The organism is Dysgonomonadaceae bacterium zrk40, from assembly GCA_016916535.1.
Taxonomy (GTDB): domain Bacteria; phylum Bacteroidota; class Bacteroidia; order Bacteroidales; family Dysgonomonadaceae; genus Proteiniphilum.
Genome location: CP070276.1, coordinates 2,820,336 through 2,836,604, shown reverse-complemented (window position 1 = coordinate 2,836,604; position 16,269 = coordinate 2,820,336). Strand labels below are relative to the sequence as shown.

General features: G+C 50.1%; 15 protein-coding genes. 1 reads left to right on the top strand and 14 read right to left on the bottom strand.

All coding sequences use genetic code 11. The features are described 5' to 3' along the window. Positions 1-70 precede the first annotated feature (70 nt). The 14 genes from JS578_11705 to JS578_11640 form a co-directional block, all read right to left on the bottom strand. The gene (locus JS578_11705) at positions 71-826 is read right to left on the bottom strand and encodes a creatininase family protein (protein QRX63506.1); all 756 of its coding nucleotides are present in this window, start codon (positions 824-826) and stop codon (positions 71-73) included. 29 nt (positions 827-855) lie between these two features. After that, positions 856-1,731 (bottom strand): LuxR family transcriptional regulator, encoded by an 876-nt coding sequence (locus tag JS578_11700; protein ID QRX63505.1) that lies wholly within the window; start codon positions 1,729-1,731, stop codon positions 856-858. Beyond that, positions 1,718-2,074, bottom strand: a complete 357-nt coding sequence (locus JS578_11695; protein ID QRX63504.1) for a nitrous oxide-stimulated promoter family protein — start codon at positions 2,072-2,074, stop codon at positions 1,718-1,720. Before JS578_11695 ends, JS578_11700 begins: the two co-directional genes overlap by 14 nt. A gap of 86 nt (positions 2,075-2,160) precedes the next feature. Beyond that, on the bottom strand, positions 2,161-2,850 hold the full coding sequence (gene mtgA / locus JS578_11690; GenBank protein ID QRX63503.1) for a monofunctional biosynthetic peptidoglycan transglycosylase: 690 nt from the start codon (positions 2,848-2,850) through the stop codon (positions 2,161-2,163). Positions 2,851-2,892: 42 nt separating this feature from the next. After that, a complete protein-coding gene (locus JS578_11685; GenBank protein ID QRX63502.1) occupies positions 2,893-4,191 on the bottom strand; it encodes a hypothetical protein in 1,299 nt (432 codons plus the stop codon). A gap of 21 nt (positions 4,192-4,212) precedes the next feature. After that, positions 4,213-4,893 (bottom strand): tRNA (N6-threonylcarbamoyladenosine(37)-N6)-methyltransferase TrmO, encoded by a 681-nt coding sequence (gene tsaA, locus JS578_11680; protein ID QRX65010.1) that lies wholly within the window; start codon positions 4,891-4,893, stop codon positions 4,213-4,215. Between the two features lie 3 nt (positions 4,894-4,896). After that, complete coding sequence (locus JS578_11675) at positions 4,897-5,676, bottom strand: SDR family oxidoreductase (GenBank protein QRX63501.1); 780 nt, start codon at positions 5,674-5,676, stop codon at positions 4,897-4,899. A 65-nt stretch (positions 5,677-5,741) separates the two neighbouring features. Next, a complete protein-coding gene (locus JS578_11670; protein ID QRX65009.1) occupies positions 5,742-7,202 on the bottom strand; it encodes a rod shape-determining protein RodA in 1,461 nt (486 codons plus the stop codon). Beyond that, positions 7,202-9,106 (bottom strand): penicillin-binding protein 2, encoded by a 1,905-nt coding sequence (locus tag JS578_11665; protein ID QRX63500.1) that lies wholly within the window; start codon positions 9,104-9,106, stop codon positions 7,202-7,204. The genes JS578_11670 and JS578_11665 overlap by 1 nt, the downstream gene beginning before the upstream one ends. Next, positions 9,093-9,611 (bottom strand): rod shape-determining protein MreD, encoded by a 519-nt coding sequence (mreD, locus tag JS578_11660; GenBank protein ID QRX63499.1) that lies wholly within the window; start codon positions 9,609-9,611, stop codon positions 9,093-9,095. The genes JS578_11665 and mreD overlap by 14 nt, the downstream gene beginning before the upstream one ends. Next, positions 9,608-10,459: a rod shape-determining protein MreC gene (mreC, locus tag JS578_11655; protein ID QRX63498.1), complete on the bottom strand. Its 852-nt coding sequence runs from the start codon at positions 10,457-10,459 to the stop codon at positions 9,608-9,610. The genes mreD and mreC overlap by 4 nt, the downstream gene beginning before the upstream one ends. A gap of 48 nt (positions 10,460-10,507) precedes the next feature. Next, the gene (locus JS578_11650; protein ID QRX63497.1) at positions 10,508-11,533 is read right to left on the bottom strand and encodes a rod shape-determining protein; all 1,026 of its coding nucleotides are present in this window, start codon (positions 11,531-11,533) and stop codon (positions 10,508-10,510) included. Between the two features lie 47 nt (positions 11,534-11,580). Beyond that, positions 11,581-13,104 (bottom strand): bifunctional phosphoribosylaminoimidazolecarboxamide formyltransferase/IMP cyclohydrolase, encoded by a 1,524-nt coding sequence (gene purH / locus JS578_11645; protein QRX63496.1) that lies wholly within the window; start codon positions 13,102-13,104, stop codon positions 11,581-11,583. 155 nt (positions 13,105-13,259) lie between these two features. Beyond that, on the bottom strand, positions 13,260-14,222 hold the full coding sequence (locus JS578_11640; protein ID QRX63495.1) for an ROK family protein: 963 nt from the start codon (positions 14,220-14,222) through the stop codon (positions 13,260-13,262). Between the two features lie 560 nt (positions 14,223-14,782). Here JS578_11640 and JS578_11635 point away from each other — a divergent pair. Next, positions 14,783-16,231: a tryptophanase gene (locus tag JS578_11635; protein ID QRX63494.1), complete on the top strand. Its 1,449-nt coding sequence runs from the start codon at positions 14,783-14,785 to the stop codon at positions 16,229-16,231. Positions 16,232-16,269 lie beyond the last annotated feature (38 nt).

The following is a 16,269-nucleotide window of genomic DNA, read 5'->3' as shown; positions in this document are numbered from 1 at the left end:
GTAGGACATTTTGTGCTCTTTTAAAAGTGTTTGAGCCCTTTATTGCCACAGATACAACATATCCTTTCCCCTATCTGTCAAGTTTCAGGTCGACCAGCAGGGAGGTGATCTTCTCCACCACTGCCTGCACATAGCGGCTTCCCTTTTCGGCTGTCGATTTCCTGGGGTTACCGATGCCTGTATCTGCCGACACCTCATCCCAGTTCCTCGGCATCCATCCTGTTTTGTTGTCGACACCGGCAATACGGCAGGGAGCGACCTTACCATCACCCGCCTTTGCCATATCTACCAACTCCGGATGGTAATGGAGCATCACCGAGGTCTCCTGCTCCCCGGCATGTTCATCGGGTTGCTCTTCAAAATAACCGGCGGTGGGCACTGTGGTCCACCAGTCCACCACGACGATGGTGAAATCGGGATAGCGCATGGCCAGGTCGCGCACGTAGGGTTTGAAACTATTGCCACCGTGACCATTGAGGATTACCAACTTGCGGAACCCCAGACCATGCAGAGAAGTGACGATATCGGTGAGGATTGCCAGCTGTGTTTCACTGCGTGTGTGTATGCAGAAGGGTTTGTTCCATTGGCCAGGATTCTGTGAACCGAGCCATACTGGCGGCATCACCATGCAGGTGACCCCCTGTTCAAAGGCATTGGAGGCACAATCGACCGCGATCTCGTATGTGAGGATGGCATCGGTCAGGTAGGGCAGGTGATAGTTATGCGGTTCGATGGCTCCCCAGGGAAGGAGGGCGATATCGTATGTATGTTCCAGGACTTCTCCGTAATTGGTTTCGGGAAGACGAAAAAAAGTAGGATGTGACATATAAATTATTGTTTTAGGGAGGAGTATCGTTACAAAGAGATCAACCCGTTCCTTATGCAGTAGAAGGTGAGGCCGGAGACCGTTTTGATTCCCGTCTTGGCGATGATGTTCTTGCGGTGGGTGAGCACCGTGTTATGGCTGATTACCAGCTCCTCGGCGATCTCCTTGCTGGTGCGACCCTGCACGATCAGCCGCAGAATCTCAGTCTCACGGTTGGTGAGCGAGCGATCCGCATAACTATTGCGTGAATGGTTGTGTTCCTCGGCAATTGACTGCCGCAGCTCACTCATTCCGATATGATCAAGTTCATTCAGTTTGGGCCGGAGCACCCTGTTGCGCAGCCTATTGTGTGCTGCCAGATCCTTTTCCAGTGAGTGTACCGAGAAGATAGTGGCGTAAGCGAGGTTCTGGTTATACTCCTGTGCGAGATGCTTGATCAGGATGCTTTTCAGGTCATGTAACAGGTCATCGGGCAAGTCATCATCATCGTCATTGGCCATCCGTTGCAGGTAACCGGTCATCCTTTCACTGAACTGAAGGAATAGACTACGCAGCATGCCCAGTTCACGGTTTTCACTGCCACTTAGGGCTATGAAGGCGTTGAGGTGCTTCTCGATGTTGGGAACCAACACGTTGATGTAGTTCTCCATCGTACGATGGAAGTAATCGGCAATCAGACCGGTGTCGAACAATTGCAACACGCCATCTGGCATGTAGGAGTCGTCGAGGTAAACGTTCAGGACGGTAAGGATGAATTCAGGGTTCAGGTCATGTGCCTCACACAATGACAGCAATGTCTGATTGCCCACGCCGAGACAGATTCCGAACCGGTTAAGGACAGGTATCAACTCATTGTGCTCTGCCAACACATCGGCCATGATGCTATCGTAACTAAGCTGTTTCACCTGTCTCATTTTTACTTATTTTCGCTCCCCGAGCGTATCTACGGTTTCTCTGATGCTCTCTGTGAAAATGGCGGAGGGTGTCTATCGGATGCAACAGCAGCATGCGCGGGCCGGCCATTCGCATCACCTCACGAATCTGCTGCCGCATGTCGCTCTTGTAACAGTGCACGGTGCATGAACCGCAGGTGGGTTTTTGTTCACCAAAGGGGCAATGCTCGAGCCGTTGTTCCGCGTATCGGTATAACTTCTCACATTCCCCGCATAGCTGACCGGAGGAGCCATGCCTTCCCCGGCAGTAGATGGCGATCATCTTCCCTACAACCCTCTTTTCAGCTTCGTTCATAAGTACTCCGAATGGAACCGTAAAAATAACGAAATTCTTGCTCATCGCCAAACAGATTGCAGCAAATCATTTCGCGGACAGGTGGATTACCTCTCACCACCATCCTCAACAAGATGAATTGTATGCATCTGACGGAGGATCTGACCTTGTCTTCTTTGAATGTAAGGACCCGGTTGGCGGGAACTGTATAGCAACGGATTGGGGAGCGTTGCCGCTATCAGCGCCGACTGTTGAGGGGTGAGCTTTGAAGCGGTGCTGTTGAAATGGCTTCGTGCAACCGCCTCGGCACCGTAGAGCCCCTTCCCGGTCTCCATGATATTCAGGTAAACCTCCAGGATGCGATCTTTGGACCACAACAGTTCCATCAGAAGAGTGAACCAGGTCTCCAACGCCTTGCGAAACCAGGACGATTGCGGCCACAGAAAGAGGTTCTTGGCAGTCTGCTGTGAGATGGTGCTGGCACCACGGGCTTTCTTGCGTGTTTTATTTTCTTTGATTGCTTTTTCAATCTCGATGCGATCAAAACCATGATGAGTGTAAAAGCGTTGATCTTCGGAGGCGATCACAGCTCGTTTCAGGTGATCAGAGATCTGATCATAGGGAACCCACCGATAGGTAACCACCGGCCGCTCTCCCTTGCTGAGAGACTGCACTGAACGAATAGCCATCAGGGGAGTGCCGGGAACTGGAACAAACCGGAAGAGAACTACTCCTGCGACCGAGAGCAGCACAAACCACAGCACCACTTTCCAAAAAAAACGAATCAGTTTCTTCATCACGTTGCATCTGAAATTGGGTGCAAAAGTAATAAAAAAGAGTTATTGTTTTCGGGAGATGAGATAGATTCCGCCGGCTGTCTCCTCCACAAAGTAACCATCGTTCAACTGAAGGGTCCATCCCTCACCAATCACCCTGTTTCCTTCAATCTCCAGTGGAGGGGTCACAATTACCCAGCGCCAGTCGGAACGCATCAGGGCCCCAGCCTCTTCCACACGAAGAATGCCCCATCGGTCACTGATCTGAATGGAGAGGTATACGGTACCCTCATCTTCATCCAGCGGAATCACCCCATGCAGGTCGTAAGCCAGTTCCATCTCCTCCAGCCGGATCTCCAGATGAGGTGAATCCAGAAACTTCTCCCGGTAGATATCCAAACGGGTATTGTTAGAGAGCTCCCGTCTCATCTCTTCATCAAAAATCCGCCTGCCATCATACTCCATCGCCACCTGTTTCACATAACTCTGAAGAATGATGCGTTGATCCATCCCGAAAGCCTCTGTGAAATATGCTGTCAGGTCGCTGTCACCCGTAATCTGTTTGTTCCACTCATTCTCTTTCTGATACAGGAAAAAACCATAGACAGGGGTTGTTTCGTAAGCGAAGGTACGCACGAAGGAGAGGGATGGGTTGTATGTAGTAAGTCGGGAGACAAGATTGTTGCGCCACTCCCATTTGTCGCGACCACTCATCATCTGGCCGGTATAGGTGGCCAACCCCTCCAACAGCTCGAGGTGGTTTTCTGCAGCCTCCGAACCACGGTAGAGCTGGTGACGATATCGGCGAAAAAGTAGGGCGTTGCGCAGATGTTCCTCAGAGCGTGCATATCTGCCTGTCAACAGGGCTTGGCGCAATGCTTCCATCTCAAGACGGAGATAGATGCGTCCCTCCCTGCGATCAAGGTGGCTGTTTTCTTGGCGCCTGAAATGAAAACCGAGCGAGGGCTGGGCAGCGTGAAAAAGTTCATGTGTAAAAAGTTCCAGGCGGTCATACCTGTCAGGTGGTAACGGCAAACGGATCATCGCCCAGTGACGCCCCCCCCACTCAAAATCAGTATTGGCCAGTGGGACCTCTTCAGGAAGGTTTCCCCTATAAACCCCCTCAGAGAATTGCAGCAATCCCTCACTGTCGGGCATGTTGGCAAAAATCTCGCGACTGTCGGGGTCCACCAGCATGAGGGGACCGTAGATATCCTTGTCCCACAAGGAACGGTGTTTTTGTGTGGTTTCTTCTGTTTGGGAGAACAATAACAGGAGGCTGTCCGCAGGTATCTGCGGATGCTGAGCAGTGACTGCCTGCAGGCATAAGCTCATCAGCCATATGCCAATGAGATCTCTCATCTGTGTCTCTTATTGTAGGACCTATTGTAATTCAACCACTTCTACCACTGTCAGCACTTTGTCCGACACGGTGAAACGCACATCCAGCCCGGCAAAAGCCAGTCCGTAAATTCTATTCGCATCATCCTGATAGGATGGCCGTGGATCGTTGGTCAGCACTTCCCTGAGCACCTGATGTTTTGCGGGAGAAATCCTCTGCAACCACTCTGGGGGTATCATCACCTCCAACCGGGAGCGTGCAACATTGCTTGTAAAGCCTCCAGTTGCATCCGCATGAGAGTCGCTATAGGCAATATAAGGCTTGATATCAAAGATTGGAGTGCCATCCATCAGATCGGCACCTGTCACATGCAGTACCGGCCCTGCTTCTGTATGCCACTCAATATGCTCGAGCCTGACCGATGAGAGGCCAAGGGGGTTGGGCCGGAAAGGAGAACGAGTGGCGAAGACACCCATGCGCCTGTTGCCACCCAGCCGCGGGGGACGGACGGTGGGCGACCATTTTTCACGCTTCGAGGCGGAAAATTCCCATATGAGCCAGATATGAGAGAAGTGATCCAGTCCCCTCAAGGCTTCCGGATTCCGATATTCCGGTTCAAAGATAATTTCCCCTTTCAGTTCAGCTATCAAACCACTTTGGCGGGGAATACCGAACTTGGTAGAAAAATCGGAACGGATATGGGCGATCGGTTTCATCCTGATCAATTATTTCTTCATTACCTGTGCGGAGAGACGTGTCACCCATTTTCTGGGCATGAAACGAATGAAAAAAGGAGCTATCTTGTTCATGGCACCGTGAATCACCACCGGCTTCCCTTTCATCATGGCACGATAACCCATCAGTGCTACAGAACGGGCATCGGCTATCTGCACATTTTTGACCAACTGCGAGGCGTTCATTTTGGACTCTTCACCAAAGTGGGTGGCGGTGGGTCCCGGACAGAGGGCAGTGACAGTGATCCCCTCGGCTCTCAATTCGTTGTCTACTGCCTCAGAGAGGCTCAGCACGAAAGCCTTACTGGCGAAGTAGACCGCCATCATGGGACCGGGCTGGAAGGCTGCGGTTGAGGAGACATTGAGGATCTTACCTTCTTTACGGCCACGCCACTGGGTGACGAAGAGATGGGTGAGCTGGGTGAGTGCAGTCACGTTGAGCTGTATCATCTTTTCATAACGCTCCCAGTATGTATCAGCAAAAGCACCATAATCACCAAATCCGGCATTGTTCACCAGGTAGTCAACATCGATCTCCAGTGATTTAACCGCCTCAAAAAGCTGTTGTGCAGCATCGGGCAAGGAGAGATCACTGTAAAAAGTCTGCACCGTCACATCATATTCCTTCTCCAGCAACAGTTTCAGTTCGTTGAGTTCCCGCTCACTGCGTGCAGCCAGCAACAGGTTACAACCCCTTTCGGCAAAAATTATTGCCAGCTCACGTCCAATACCTTTGGATGCACCAGTAATCAGCACTGTTTTATTTGTCATCAGGGTCTCTTTTTGACAAAAATAGGCTTTTTAAGTTAGCTATGATAAAGATTGAGAGAGTTTTTTCAATTCCTGTTGCGCGACTTGTCGATGCGCAGCAGGATAAAAAGCAGGATGGTGAATCCCCATAGTGAAGATCCACCATAGCTGAAGAAAGGAAGGGGTATGCCGATCACCGGCATGATGCCAATCACCATCCCCACGTTGATGACAAGGTGAAAGAGGAAGATGCTCGTAACTGAATAGCCGTATACCCGTCCGAAAACAGAGGTCTGTCGTTCAGCCAGATGAAGCAATCGCAGTATGAAGACCACAAACAGCATCAGGATGATGGCTGAGCCAATAAATCCATGTTCTTCACCGATGGTACAAAAGATGAAATCAGTATCCTGCTCCGGTACATATTTAAGCTTGGTCTGGGTACCATTGAGAAATCCTTTTCCGGTCAATCCACCAGAACCGATGGCAATTTTGGACTGTCCCACGTGATAACCGGCACCACTCAAATCCTGTTCCATGCCAAGCGTCACCTTGATACGCATCTGTTGGTGTGGTTGCAGTACATCGTTGAAAACATATTCCACCGATTCAAGAAACAGAAATGAGCCTATCATGAAAAGCAGAATGTAGAGATAGCTCCGTTGTCTGTATCTGAAAAAGAGATAAATCAAAAAGAGGGCTGCTACAGAGAATGCTGCCAGGGCAGTCACTCCCCAGTCGATTGAAATCCCGAAAAGGGTGAGGATGTAAGCAGCAAGAAAGATGGCTGCAACCAAGAGAAGCATCACCAAAAAGGGTCTCAGTCGCTTGAGATAATTACGGATCATGGAAGCACTAAAAATCACAATTAGCAGAAGGGTAATGAATTCACCCAGTGAGATGATACCTACATTGGTGTCTGAAAACTTGATTCCCAGCACGAAATAAATGATAGCAGCTATCCCCATAAAGAGAAAGCCTCCGGGGAGTCCCTCACGGTAGAGAACCAGGATCAAGCTGAGGTAGACCAGTGCCGTGCCTGTTTCGCTCTGCGCAATAACCAACAGTACCGGCAGCAGGATGATGGCCGAAACCAGGAAGAGGTTACGTCGCTCCATGAGACGAAAACCATAGGCGTTAAATACCTTGGCAAGTGAAAGGGCGATGAGGAACTTCATGAACTCGGCCGGTTGGAGTCGCACAGGACCAATGATCAGCCATGAGCGTGAACCGTTGATCTCCTTGGCTACCACCAGGGTGATGAGCAACAAGGCAATACCGATCAGATAAAAGAGAAGGGCATAGGTCTCGTAAAAGCGGACATCAATCTTGAGAAGCGCAAATGCCAGTAAGAGGGAAGTGCCAATCCAGACCAGCTGGGAGCCGGCTCTCCCCGAGAGGTCGAACAGGCCGGTGGCATTCTCCAGATCGAAGCTGGCAGCGTAGATGTTAAGCCATCCCAACAACACAAAAAGAAAATAGAAACTGATTGTCATCCAATCAATTTTACCTTTCTCCACCCGATCGCTACTGCCTTGATAGATCATCATTCAACTTCTTGATTACTGGTCTCGTTCTGCCTTGTCGGCAGGTTACGCGTATAGACGTAGGGCAGGATCTCCCGGTTGATCACCGATTGTTCCAACCAGCGATCACTCTCCGGTATCTCACCCCGTAGATATTGCTGCATCATCAGCCGCGCAATCGGTACCGCATTGGTAGCACCGAAACGACCATTCTCCACCACAACTGCAATCGCCACCTGTGGATCATCTTTCGGAGCAAAACCCATGAAGAGGGAATGGTCATCACCGTGCGGGTTCTCTGCTGTTCCGGTTTTGCCACAAACCTCGAAAAAAGGTTCCAGGTTGATGCCGCGACAAGTGCCGACGGTCACCGCATCGGCCATACCGGCTACGGTGAGCTCAAAATGAGCTTTGCTGATGCCTGACTCATGACGGGTGGTATAAGCTTCATCCAGCTCCTTCCCTTTGATCTCCTTCACCACATGGGGTGTATAAAAATAACCCCTGTTTGCAATGAGAGCTCCCAGATTGGCTATCTGCAGGGGTGTTGTCAGAATCTCTCCCTGGCCAATAGCTATGGAGATGATGTTGTGCGCATTCCACCGGTCGGTTTTGAATACGTTCGAATAAAATTTACTATTGGGTATAAATCCCCTTTTCTCGGAAGGAAGATCGACCCCCAATGGATAGCCAAATCCCATCCTCACCATGTGGTCCTTCCAGATGTCAAAAGCCTCACCGATGCTGCTGTACTTGCTCCTGTTGCTTAGCATCCCACTTAAACCGTAACAGAAAAAGGAGTTGCAGGAGGTAGCCAGTGCATACTGTATGGCAAGCGGGGAGGCATGTCCGTGACAAGCAGGACGTCCACCCAGGGGTGGATACCCCCCAAAACAGGAGTAACGGCTCTCCGGATTGATGATATCTTCCTGAAGGAAGACAAGTCCCTGTGCAGGCTTGAAGGTGGAACCAGGGGGATAAGTGCCGGCGATAGCCCTGTTGATCAGTGGCTTGTAGGGGTTATTCTCCAGTGAAAGATAGTTCGCCCCGAACTCCTTTCCGGTGAGCATGGCGGGATCGTAGGTGGGAGCAGATATCATACAAAGTATCTCACCTGTTTTCGGTTCAATCATCACGATACTGCCCACCTTGTTGTGCATCAACTGCTCACCATAGGCCTGCAGGTCAACATCGATGCTTAAGGTCAGGTCACTCCCCGACAGCGGGGCCTTATCGTGCCGCCCCTCTTCGTAGCGTCCCTGAACCCGGCCATGAGCATCGCGCAGCAATACCTCCACTCCTTTCACTCCGCGCAGATCCTCTTCGTGTGAGAGCTCAATACCGGATTTACCCACATAATCACCTCTCGCATAGTAGGGATCGGCAGCCATCCTGTTCTTGTCCACTTCGGCAACATATCCCAGTATGAGCCCCATGCCGGAATAGTTGTACTGTCTCTCGGTACGACTCTGTATGTAGATGCCCGGAAACTTGTAAAGTTTCTCCTGCAACAACCCATACTCTTTCACGTTCAGCTGTGAGAGAAACAGTTGAGGGGTGTAGGATGAATAACCGGGATTCCTGCGACGGTCTCTCATATCGGCATCGAGTTGCTTGAACTGCTCAATGTCTATGTTAAGTGTACGACAAAAGTCAAGGGTGTCGAACTGATCCATCTCGCGCACCACCATCATCACATCATATGTAGGACGATTGTATACAAGCAGGCTCCCATCACGATCGTAAATAGCTCCCCTGGCAGGATAGAGCGTTCTTCGCAGAAAAGCATTGCTGTCAGCGTACTCACGATACTCCGGGCTCAGGAGCTGCAGGTGAAAGAGCTGCACAAGATAGATCAGCGCAATGATCACTGCGGCAACAGCAATCACTTTTTTTCTGTTGGCAAGCGTGTTACGACTGTTCACTGTTTTTTCTCCTATAGATTAGCTTGTCAATGGCAATGATGAGAAGGATGGAACTAACCCCGGATATGATGATCCGCAGGAGCGTGTTGACCAGGTTGAACAGCGTGAATGATTCGATGAAAAACAACAGGGTAACATGGATGAAAATCGTGAAGATGGTAAACCGGACAAAAGGAGCAGGTGCACTGTTCATCCCCGGAACGAACCCCTCAAACTCATCCTTCTCAAAAAACAGCCCCATCAATGATTTGCGAAACATTGCCACCAACGTGATGGCAGCAGCGTTCATGCCGAGGGTATTGAGAAAGATATCAATGATTAGCCCCATAAGAAAAGCGGAGATGATCACATAAAATTGATTCCTGCCCACAGGCAATTTCAGGAGAAAATAACCGTATATCACGGGTGTAGCCATGCCAAAGAGGTTGATCCTGCTCAACAGTAACACCTGCAGGAGAACCAACATCAGAAACAACAACAATTCACGTATATAACTGATTTTCATCGTTCCATTAATTCTTCGAGTACCTTCTGCTCTTCATAATAGCTGTCGTCGATGACCAAGACATCCTGCAACGTGTAAAAATCGGTTGCCAGCTCCAGATTGACCGTGATAAAATTGTCATCAGCCGATTTACCCAGGTCACTTACAGTGCCGATGATGAGGTTTTTGGGAAAGATTCGTGAGTAACTGGTGATCACGGTATCACCCATACTGTAAATTTCATGCCTCGGGAGTTCCTGGACCTCTGCTTCACGTATGTTCCTGCCACTCCATGAGAGGGAACCGTTGTTCTCCGAATGCTTGAGACGGGCACTCAGCCTGAACTTGGGATTGATGACAGGGATCACCACCGCAAAATTGGCTGAGACATTTGAAACCACACCTACCACACCCCGGTGGGAGATCACCCCCATATCGGGTTTAATCCCCTGTTTGCTCCCCTTGTTGATGGTGATGAAGTTGTTAACACCTGAGAAACTGAGGTTGACTACCTCCGCAGGGATAAAGGTAAATTGAGGCAGCATGTGGGAGGAGTCAACCACAAAAGCCTTTGCAGAAAGAGAATCATTACCCGTAAATGTTTCTGCATTTTCTCTCCATTTCTGTAACTCTTCTTCCAGGAGAGCGTTTCGCTCCATCAATTCCCGGTTGTTTTTCTTCAACAGAAAAAAAGAGGAGACGTTGCCAGAAGCAGCATAGAGCCATCCCGATACGCGATTTGCAGATGTGAGATAAACGCTTCTCTGATAGGGGTTATGCGCAAACAAAAGGTAAAAACTGAATGCAACCAGGAGTATTGCAAGCAGCCAATGACTATTTCTTATGATGAAATTGAACAGATTACGCATACAATCCTACTTCAGATAAGCCCTTTTGCAAAGCAGCCAATATGAATCCTATCTCATCAGAAAGGTGAATTTATCTATGTTCCTCAGTGCAATACTTGTTCCCTTGGCCACCATGTGAAGGGGATCATCAACCACGCGAAACGGTATTCCAATCTTCTCGGTGAGACGTTTGTCGAGACCTCTTAGCAAGGCTCCGCCGCCGGTCAGGTAGATACCGTTGCGCACGATGTCGGCATAAAGCTCAGGAGGAGTCTGCTCAAGGGCACTCAGTACTGCTGAATCGACCTTCGACACCGATTTCTCTATGCAGTGCGCAATCTCCTGGTAAGAGACCGGCACATCCATGGGCAGTGAGGTCATTCGATTGGGACCATGCACCACGAAATCTTCGGGTGGATTTTCCAGCTCGGTAAGCACCGATCCCACGTTGATCTTGATTTGCTCAGCGGTACGATCTCCCACTTTGATGTTGTGCTGACGACCCATGTAATCCTGAATATCCTCCGTAAAGTCATCGCCGGCGATCTTGATCGACTTGTTCGAGACGATGCCGCCCAGCGAGATCACGGCGATCTCGGTGGTGCCACCACCTATGTCAACAATCATGTTACCCTCGGGAGCCTCCACGTCGAGGCCGATTCCCAGAGCAGCCGCCATCGGTTCAAAGATCATGTATACATCACGTCCGCCGGCATGTTCTGCAGAGTCGCGTACGGCACGAATCTCCACTTCGGTACTGCCGGAAGGGATACAAATCACCACGCGCAGGGATGGAGAGAAAAGCCCCCCCTTGTTCTTGTTGGCCATCTTGATCATCCCACGGATCATCTGCTCTGCCGCGTTGAAGTCGGCAATTACCCCGTCTCTCAGGGGCCTTACGGTGCGTATATTCTCGTGGGTCTTGCCATGCATCTGCCTGGCTTTCTCCCCCAGTGCGATCATCTTGTCGGTTTTGCGATCCAGTGCCACGATCGATGGTTCATCCAGGAGAATTTTTCCGGCATTGTTCACAATCACGGAATTGGCGGTACCAAGGTCCATGGCCAGCTCCTGCGTAAATGAAAATAAACCCATAATATTTGTAGTTTACAGCTTTCAGCTCTCAGCTCTCAGCTTTTGTGTTAATGTTTAAAATGTCTCACACCGGTGGTCACCATCGCCACACCGTTTTGGTTGCAATAATCGACCGATTCAGCATCACGAATCGATCCCCCCGGTTGTATCACGGCAGTGATCCCGGCCTCATGGGCAATCTGCACAGAATCGGCAAACGGGAAGAAGGCATCACTGGCCATCACCGCTCCATGGAGATCGAACTTAAAGTTCCCGGCTTTCTCTATGGCCTGGTTAAGTGCATCCACTCTCGATGTTTGTCCTGAACCACTGGCGATGAGTTGTTTGTTTTTGGCCAGGACAATGGCGTTGGACTTAGTGTGCTTCACCAGTATGTTGGCAAAGAGCAGGTCTTCAGTCTCGGATGCAGTAGGTGCCTTATCGGTCACGACCTTAAGATCAGCGGCACTTTGAATGCTCGCATTTCTATCCTGTACCAGCATGCCGTTGAGCACCGAGCGGTATAGCATTGGCTGCAAAGCTTTTTCAGCCGATTTTAGCACCAAAATTATACGATTTTTCTTCTGAAACAAAATATCGAGAGCCTCTTTATCGTACGACGGAGCAATGATCACCTCGAAGAAGATGGTGTTGATGGCTTCGGCGGCTACCTTGTCAACGGTTCTGTTTGTCACAACGATACCCCCGAAAGCGGAGACCGGATCGGCTGCCAGCGCTGCCTCCCACGCCTCTTTGACCGTAGGACGGCAAGCCATGCCACAAGCGTTGTTGTGTTTAAGAATGGCGAGTGCTGTCTCATCGAAGTCGGCAATCAGAGAGATGGCAGCATCGATGTCGAGTAGGTTGTTGTAAGAGATCTCCTTGCCGTGAATCTGATCAAAGAGTTTGTTGAAGTCGCCATAAAAGATCCCTTTCTGATGTGGGTTTTCACCATAACGAAGCTGCTTCCCCTCGTCGTGTGATACCCGTAATGCACTGTTTGCATCCCCATCAAAATAGCGGAAGATGGCTGCGTCGTAGCCGGAAGAGACCTTGAAAGCCTCTTTGGCAAACCAACGCCGATCCTCTTCACTGGTCTCACCCTGCTTTTCCTTGAGCAAGTCGTACAATGGCTTGTATTGTTCTCGCGAAGGAACGATCAGCACGTTCTTATGATTCTTGGCTGCCCCTCGTATCAAAGAGATACCCCCAATATCAATCTTCTCGATGATCTCCTCCTCGCTGCCCCCAGCGGCGACTGTCTGCTCAAAGGGATAAAGATCCACGATGACCAGGTCGATGGAGGGAATGTCGTAGGCTTTCACCTGTTTCTTATCAGCTTCATTTTCGCGCCGGTAAAGGATCCCGCCGAAGATCTTGGGATGCAGCGTCTTCACACGCCCACCCAGGATAGAAGGATACCCACTCACCTCTTCCACCCCTTCACATTCGTATCCCAACGACTCTATGAATTCGCGGGTTCCACCTGTTGAGATAAATTTTACGCGAAGATTGTTTAGTTCCTGAAGAATCTCCTCCAAACCGTCTTTGTGATATACGGATATGAGGGCTGTTTGTATTTTTTGTGACATCAACTCTCTATTTGACTCGTTAATTGGTAAAGGAGTACAAAGGTATAAAATCTATTGGTCTTTTCCGTTCAATGCCGATTTGTTTTTGCCAAAAAAGGAATGTCACCTGTGGTGACATTCCCCAAAATTGCCTCTTCTGAGAAACAGTTTTTACTTTATTTCACCTCCCAGCCCAACGCACTGGCGCCCAGCACGGCAGCATCGCTCTCCTTCAGATCGGAGAACATCAGCTTCACCTTGTTCTTGAAGATGGCAAGCAGGTTCTTCTCCATGCTTTCCCGTATGGGGTTCATGATCAGATCGCCTGCCTTGGAGAGACCACCGAAGAGGATGATTGCCTCGGGACTGGAGAAAGCAACGAAATCAGCAAACGCCTCACCGAGCATCTCACCCGTAAAACGGAAAATCTCTTTCGCCATCTCATCACCGGCCATCGCCGCATCAAACACATCCTTTGAGGTGATGTCATCCATGGGAATATTGCGCAGTCTCGTCTGGACATCGGGTTTCAACTCCAGATACTCGCGCGCTGTACGGGCCACACCGGTAGCAGAGGTATATGCCTCGAGGCAACCAGTTCTGCCACAACCACAGAGACGTCCGTTGTGACGCCGCATGATCACATGACCCAGTTCGCCGGCAAAGCCATCGTGACCGTAGACCAACTGCCCGTTGACCACGATACCGCTTCCCACCCCTGTACCCAGGGTGATCACAATGAAATCTTTCATGCCCCGGGCAGCTCCGTAAGTCATCTCACCGATGGCTGCCGCATTGGCATCGTTGGTAAGGGCTACCGGGATACCCACACTCTCTTCAAGCATCTGGGCGAATGGGATCACCCCTTTCCAGTTCAGGTTGGGTGCAAACTCGATGCTGCCGGTAAAATAGTTACCATTGGGTGTGCCGGCACCGATCCCCTTGATCTGATCTTTTGTAGTGGTCTGACTGATCAGGTCGTTGATCAACGTGGTCAGTTCATCCAAATAGTCCTCCACCTCCGCATGTTTGGCTGTTTTGATGCTGCCGCTGTTCAATATCTGACCTCTTTTATCCACAATGCCGACAACAGTGTTGGTACCGCCGACATCAATGCCTATTACATAGGGTTTCTCCATGATTTGTTTGAATTTAATTGTGAGTCTTTGATGAATGATAGTTTTATAACACACAAATATAGCGTTTTTTCGCAAAGGGCCTTTCTCTCTTTGTGAATAATTTAAATTCAAGTTTGGCAAATAACAATTTTATATCATTAATCGCATGTAAAGGGTCGGTCATCAATTCCCCGGATTGCTCTTTTTTTGTTCATAACCCTGCTTTTAATTTACATTTAGAGAAAGCTATTTCATGACGAGACAGGGTTTTGAAAAGCTCTAGCCTTATTGCACCCTTATTGCACCCTTATATCCACTCCAATTATTATGGGAGTGGATATAAGGGTGGTATTAACTTAGAATATAGGATGAGCTTCCCATGTTATGCGAACGACAACCCTACCAACCGATTCATGCTCAAATGGGAAAAAGTAAAAACCCAAACCTTTGTCAATATAATAAATTTCCCTACATTTGCACCTTTGTATTTCCATTTATCGGTATAATACCTGAAACAACAGCAAATTATAAGAACAATACCTCAATTATAACACAAACAGACAACAGTTACCGAACCAATCATGAACGAAATTAAATTTTATCAGGGTGAGAACATTCCCCTGGAACTGCACAAGGTACGGGTGGTGCAGAAGCTACACCTGGTACCCATCGAGAGAAGACTAGAAGCCCTGCAGGAGGGAGGCTACAATACCTTCCGGCTGAATACGATGGATGTGTTCCTGGACATGCTCACCGACAGCGGCACCAACGCCATGAGCGACAACCAGCTGGCGGCGATGATGCAGGCGGATGATGCCTACGCCGGATCTCAGAGCTTTTTCCGCCTCCAGAAAGCGGTGGAGGATGTGTTGGGCAAGAAGTTCTACCTGCCGGTACACCAGGGGAGGGCTGCGGAGAACATCCTGGCCAACGCCTACGTGCGCAAGGGCAACCTGGTACCGATGAACTACCACTTCACCACCGCCATGGCACACATCACCCAGTATGGCGGCAAGATCGCCGAGCTGCTCTACGACGAAGCATACGTGATCAACTCTTCCCACCCTTTCAAGGGCAATATGAACATCGAGAAGCTGGAGGAGATCATCAAGATACATGGTGCCAAAAACATCCCCTACATCAGGATGGAGGCATCGACCAACCTGATTGGGGGTCAACCATTCTCAGTCCAGAACCTGCGCGACGTGCGTGCCATCGCCGACAAGTACAACATCCGGCTGGTGCTCGATGCCAGCCTGATCGGTGAGAACGCCTTCCTGGTGCTGCAGCGCGAAGAGGAGTTCAAAGAGAGCAACATGGGTGAGGTGATGCGCACCATGACCGCCATGGCCGACATCGTCTACTTCTCTGCCCGCAAGCTGAGCTCCTCACGGGGTGGCGGCATCTGCACCGACAACCCCGACATCTACCGCGAGCTGGAGGCGCTGGTACCCCTCTTCGAAGGGTTTCTCACCTACGGGGGGATCTCTGTACGTGAGATCGAGGCAATGGCAGTCGGACTCTATGAGACGCTCGACGAGACGATGATCAGCCAAAGTCCCAGCTTCATCGCCTACCTGGTAAATGCACTGGATGCACACGGCATACCGATGATCAAGCCGGCAGGAGTGCTGGGTGCCCACGTGGATGCGATGCAGGTGTGCGACCATATCCCGCAGAAGGAGTATCCCGCGGGAGCACTGGCAGCAGCACTCTTCCTGATTTCGGGTATCCGTGGGATGGAAAGAGGTTCTATCTCCAACCAGCGGGATGAGTATGGCAACGAGACCTACGCCGACATGGAGCTGGTGCGCCTGGCGGTGCCACGGCGTGTCTTCACCCTGTCGCAGATAAAGTATGTGGAAGACCGCATGAAATGGCTCTACGACAACCGCAAATTGATCGGCGGCCTGCGCTTCGTGTATGAACCACCGGTGCTCCGCTTCTTCATGGGAGGACTGGAGCCGGTGAGCGACTGGCCTGAGAAACTGATAGCCAAGTTCAAGGAGGACTTTGGAGATAGTTTATAACAATCAAGGAAAAAAGATCGCCATAAAAGCGATCTTTT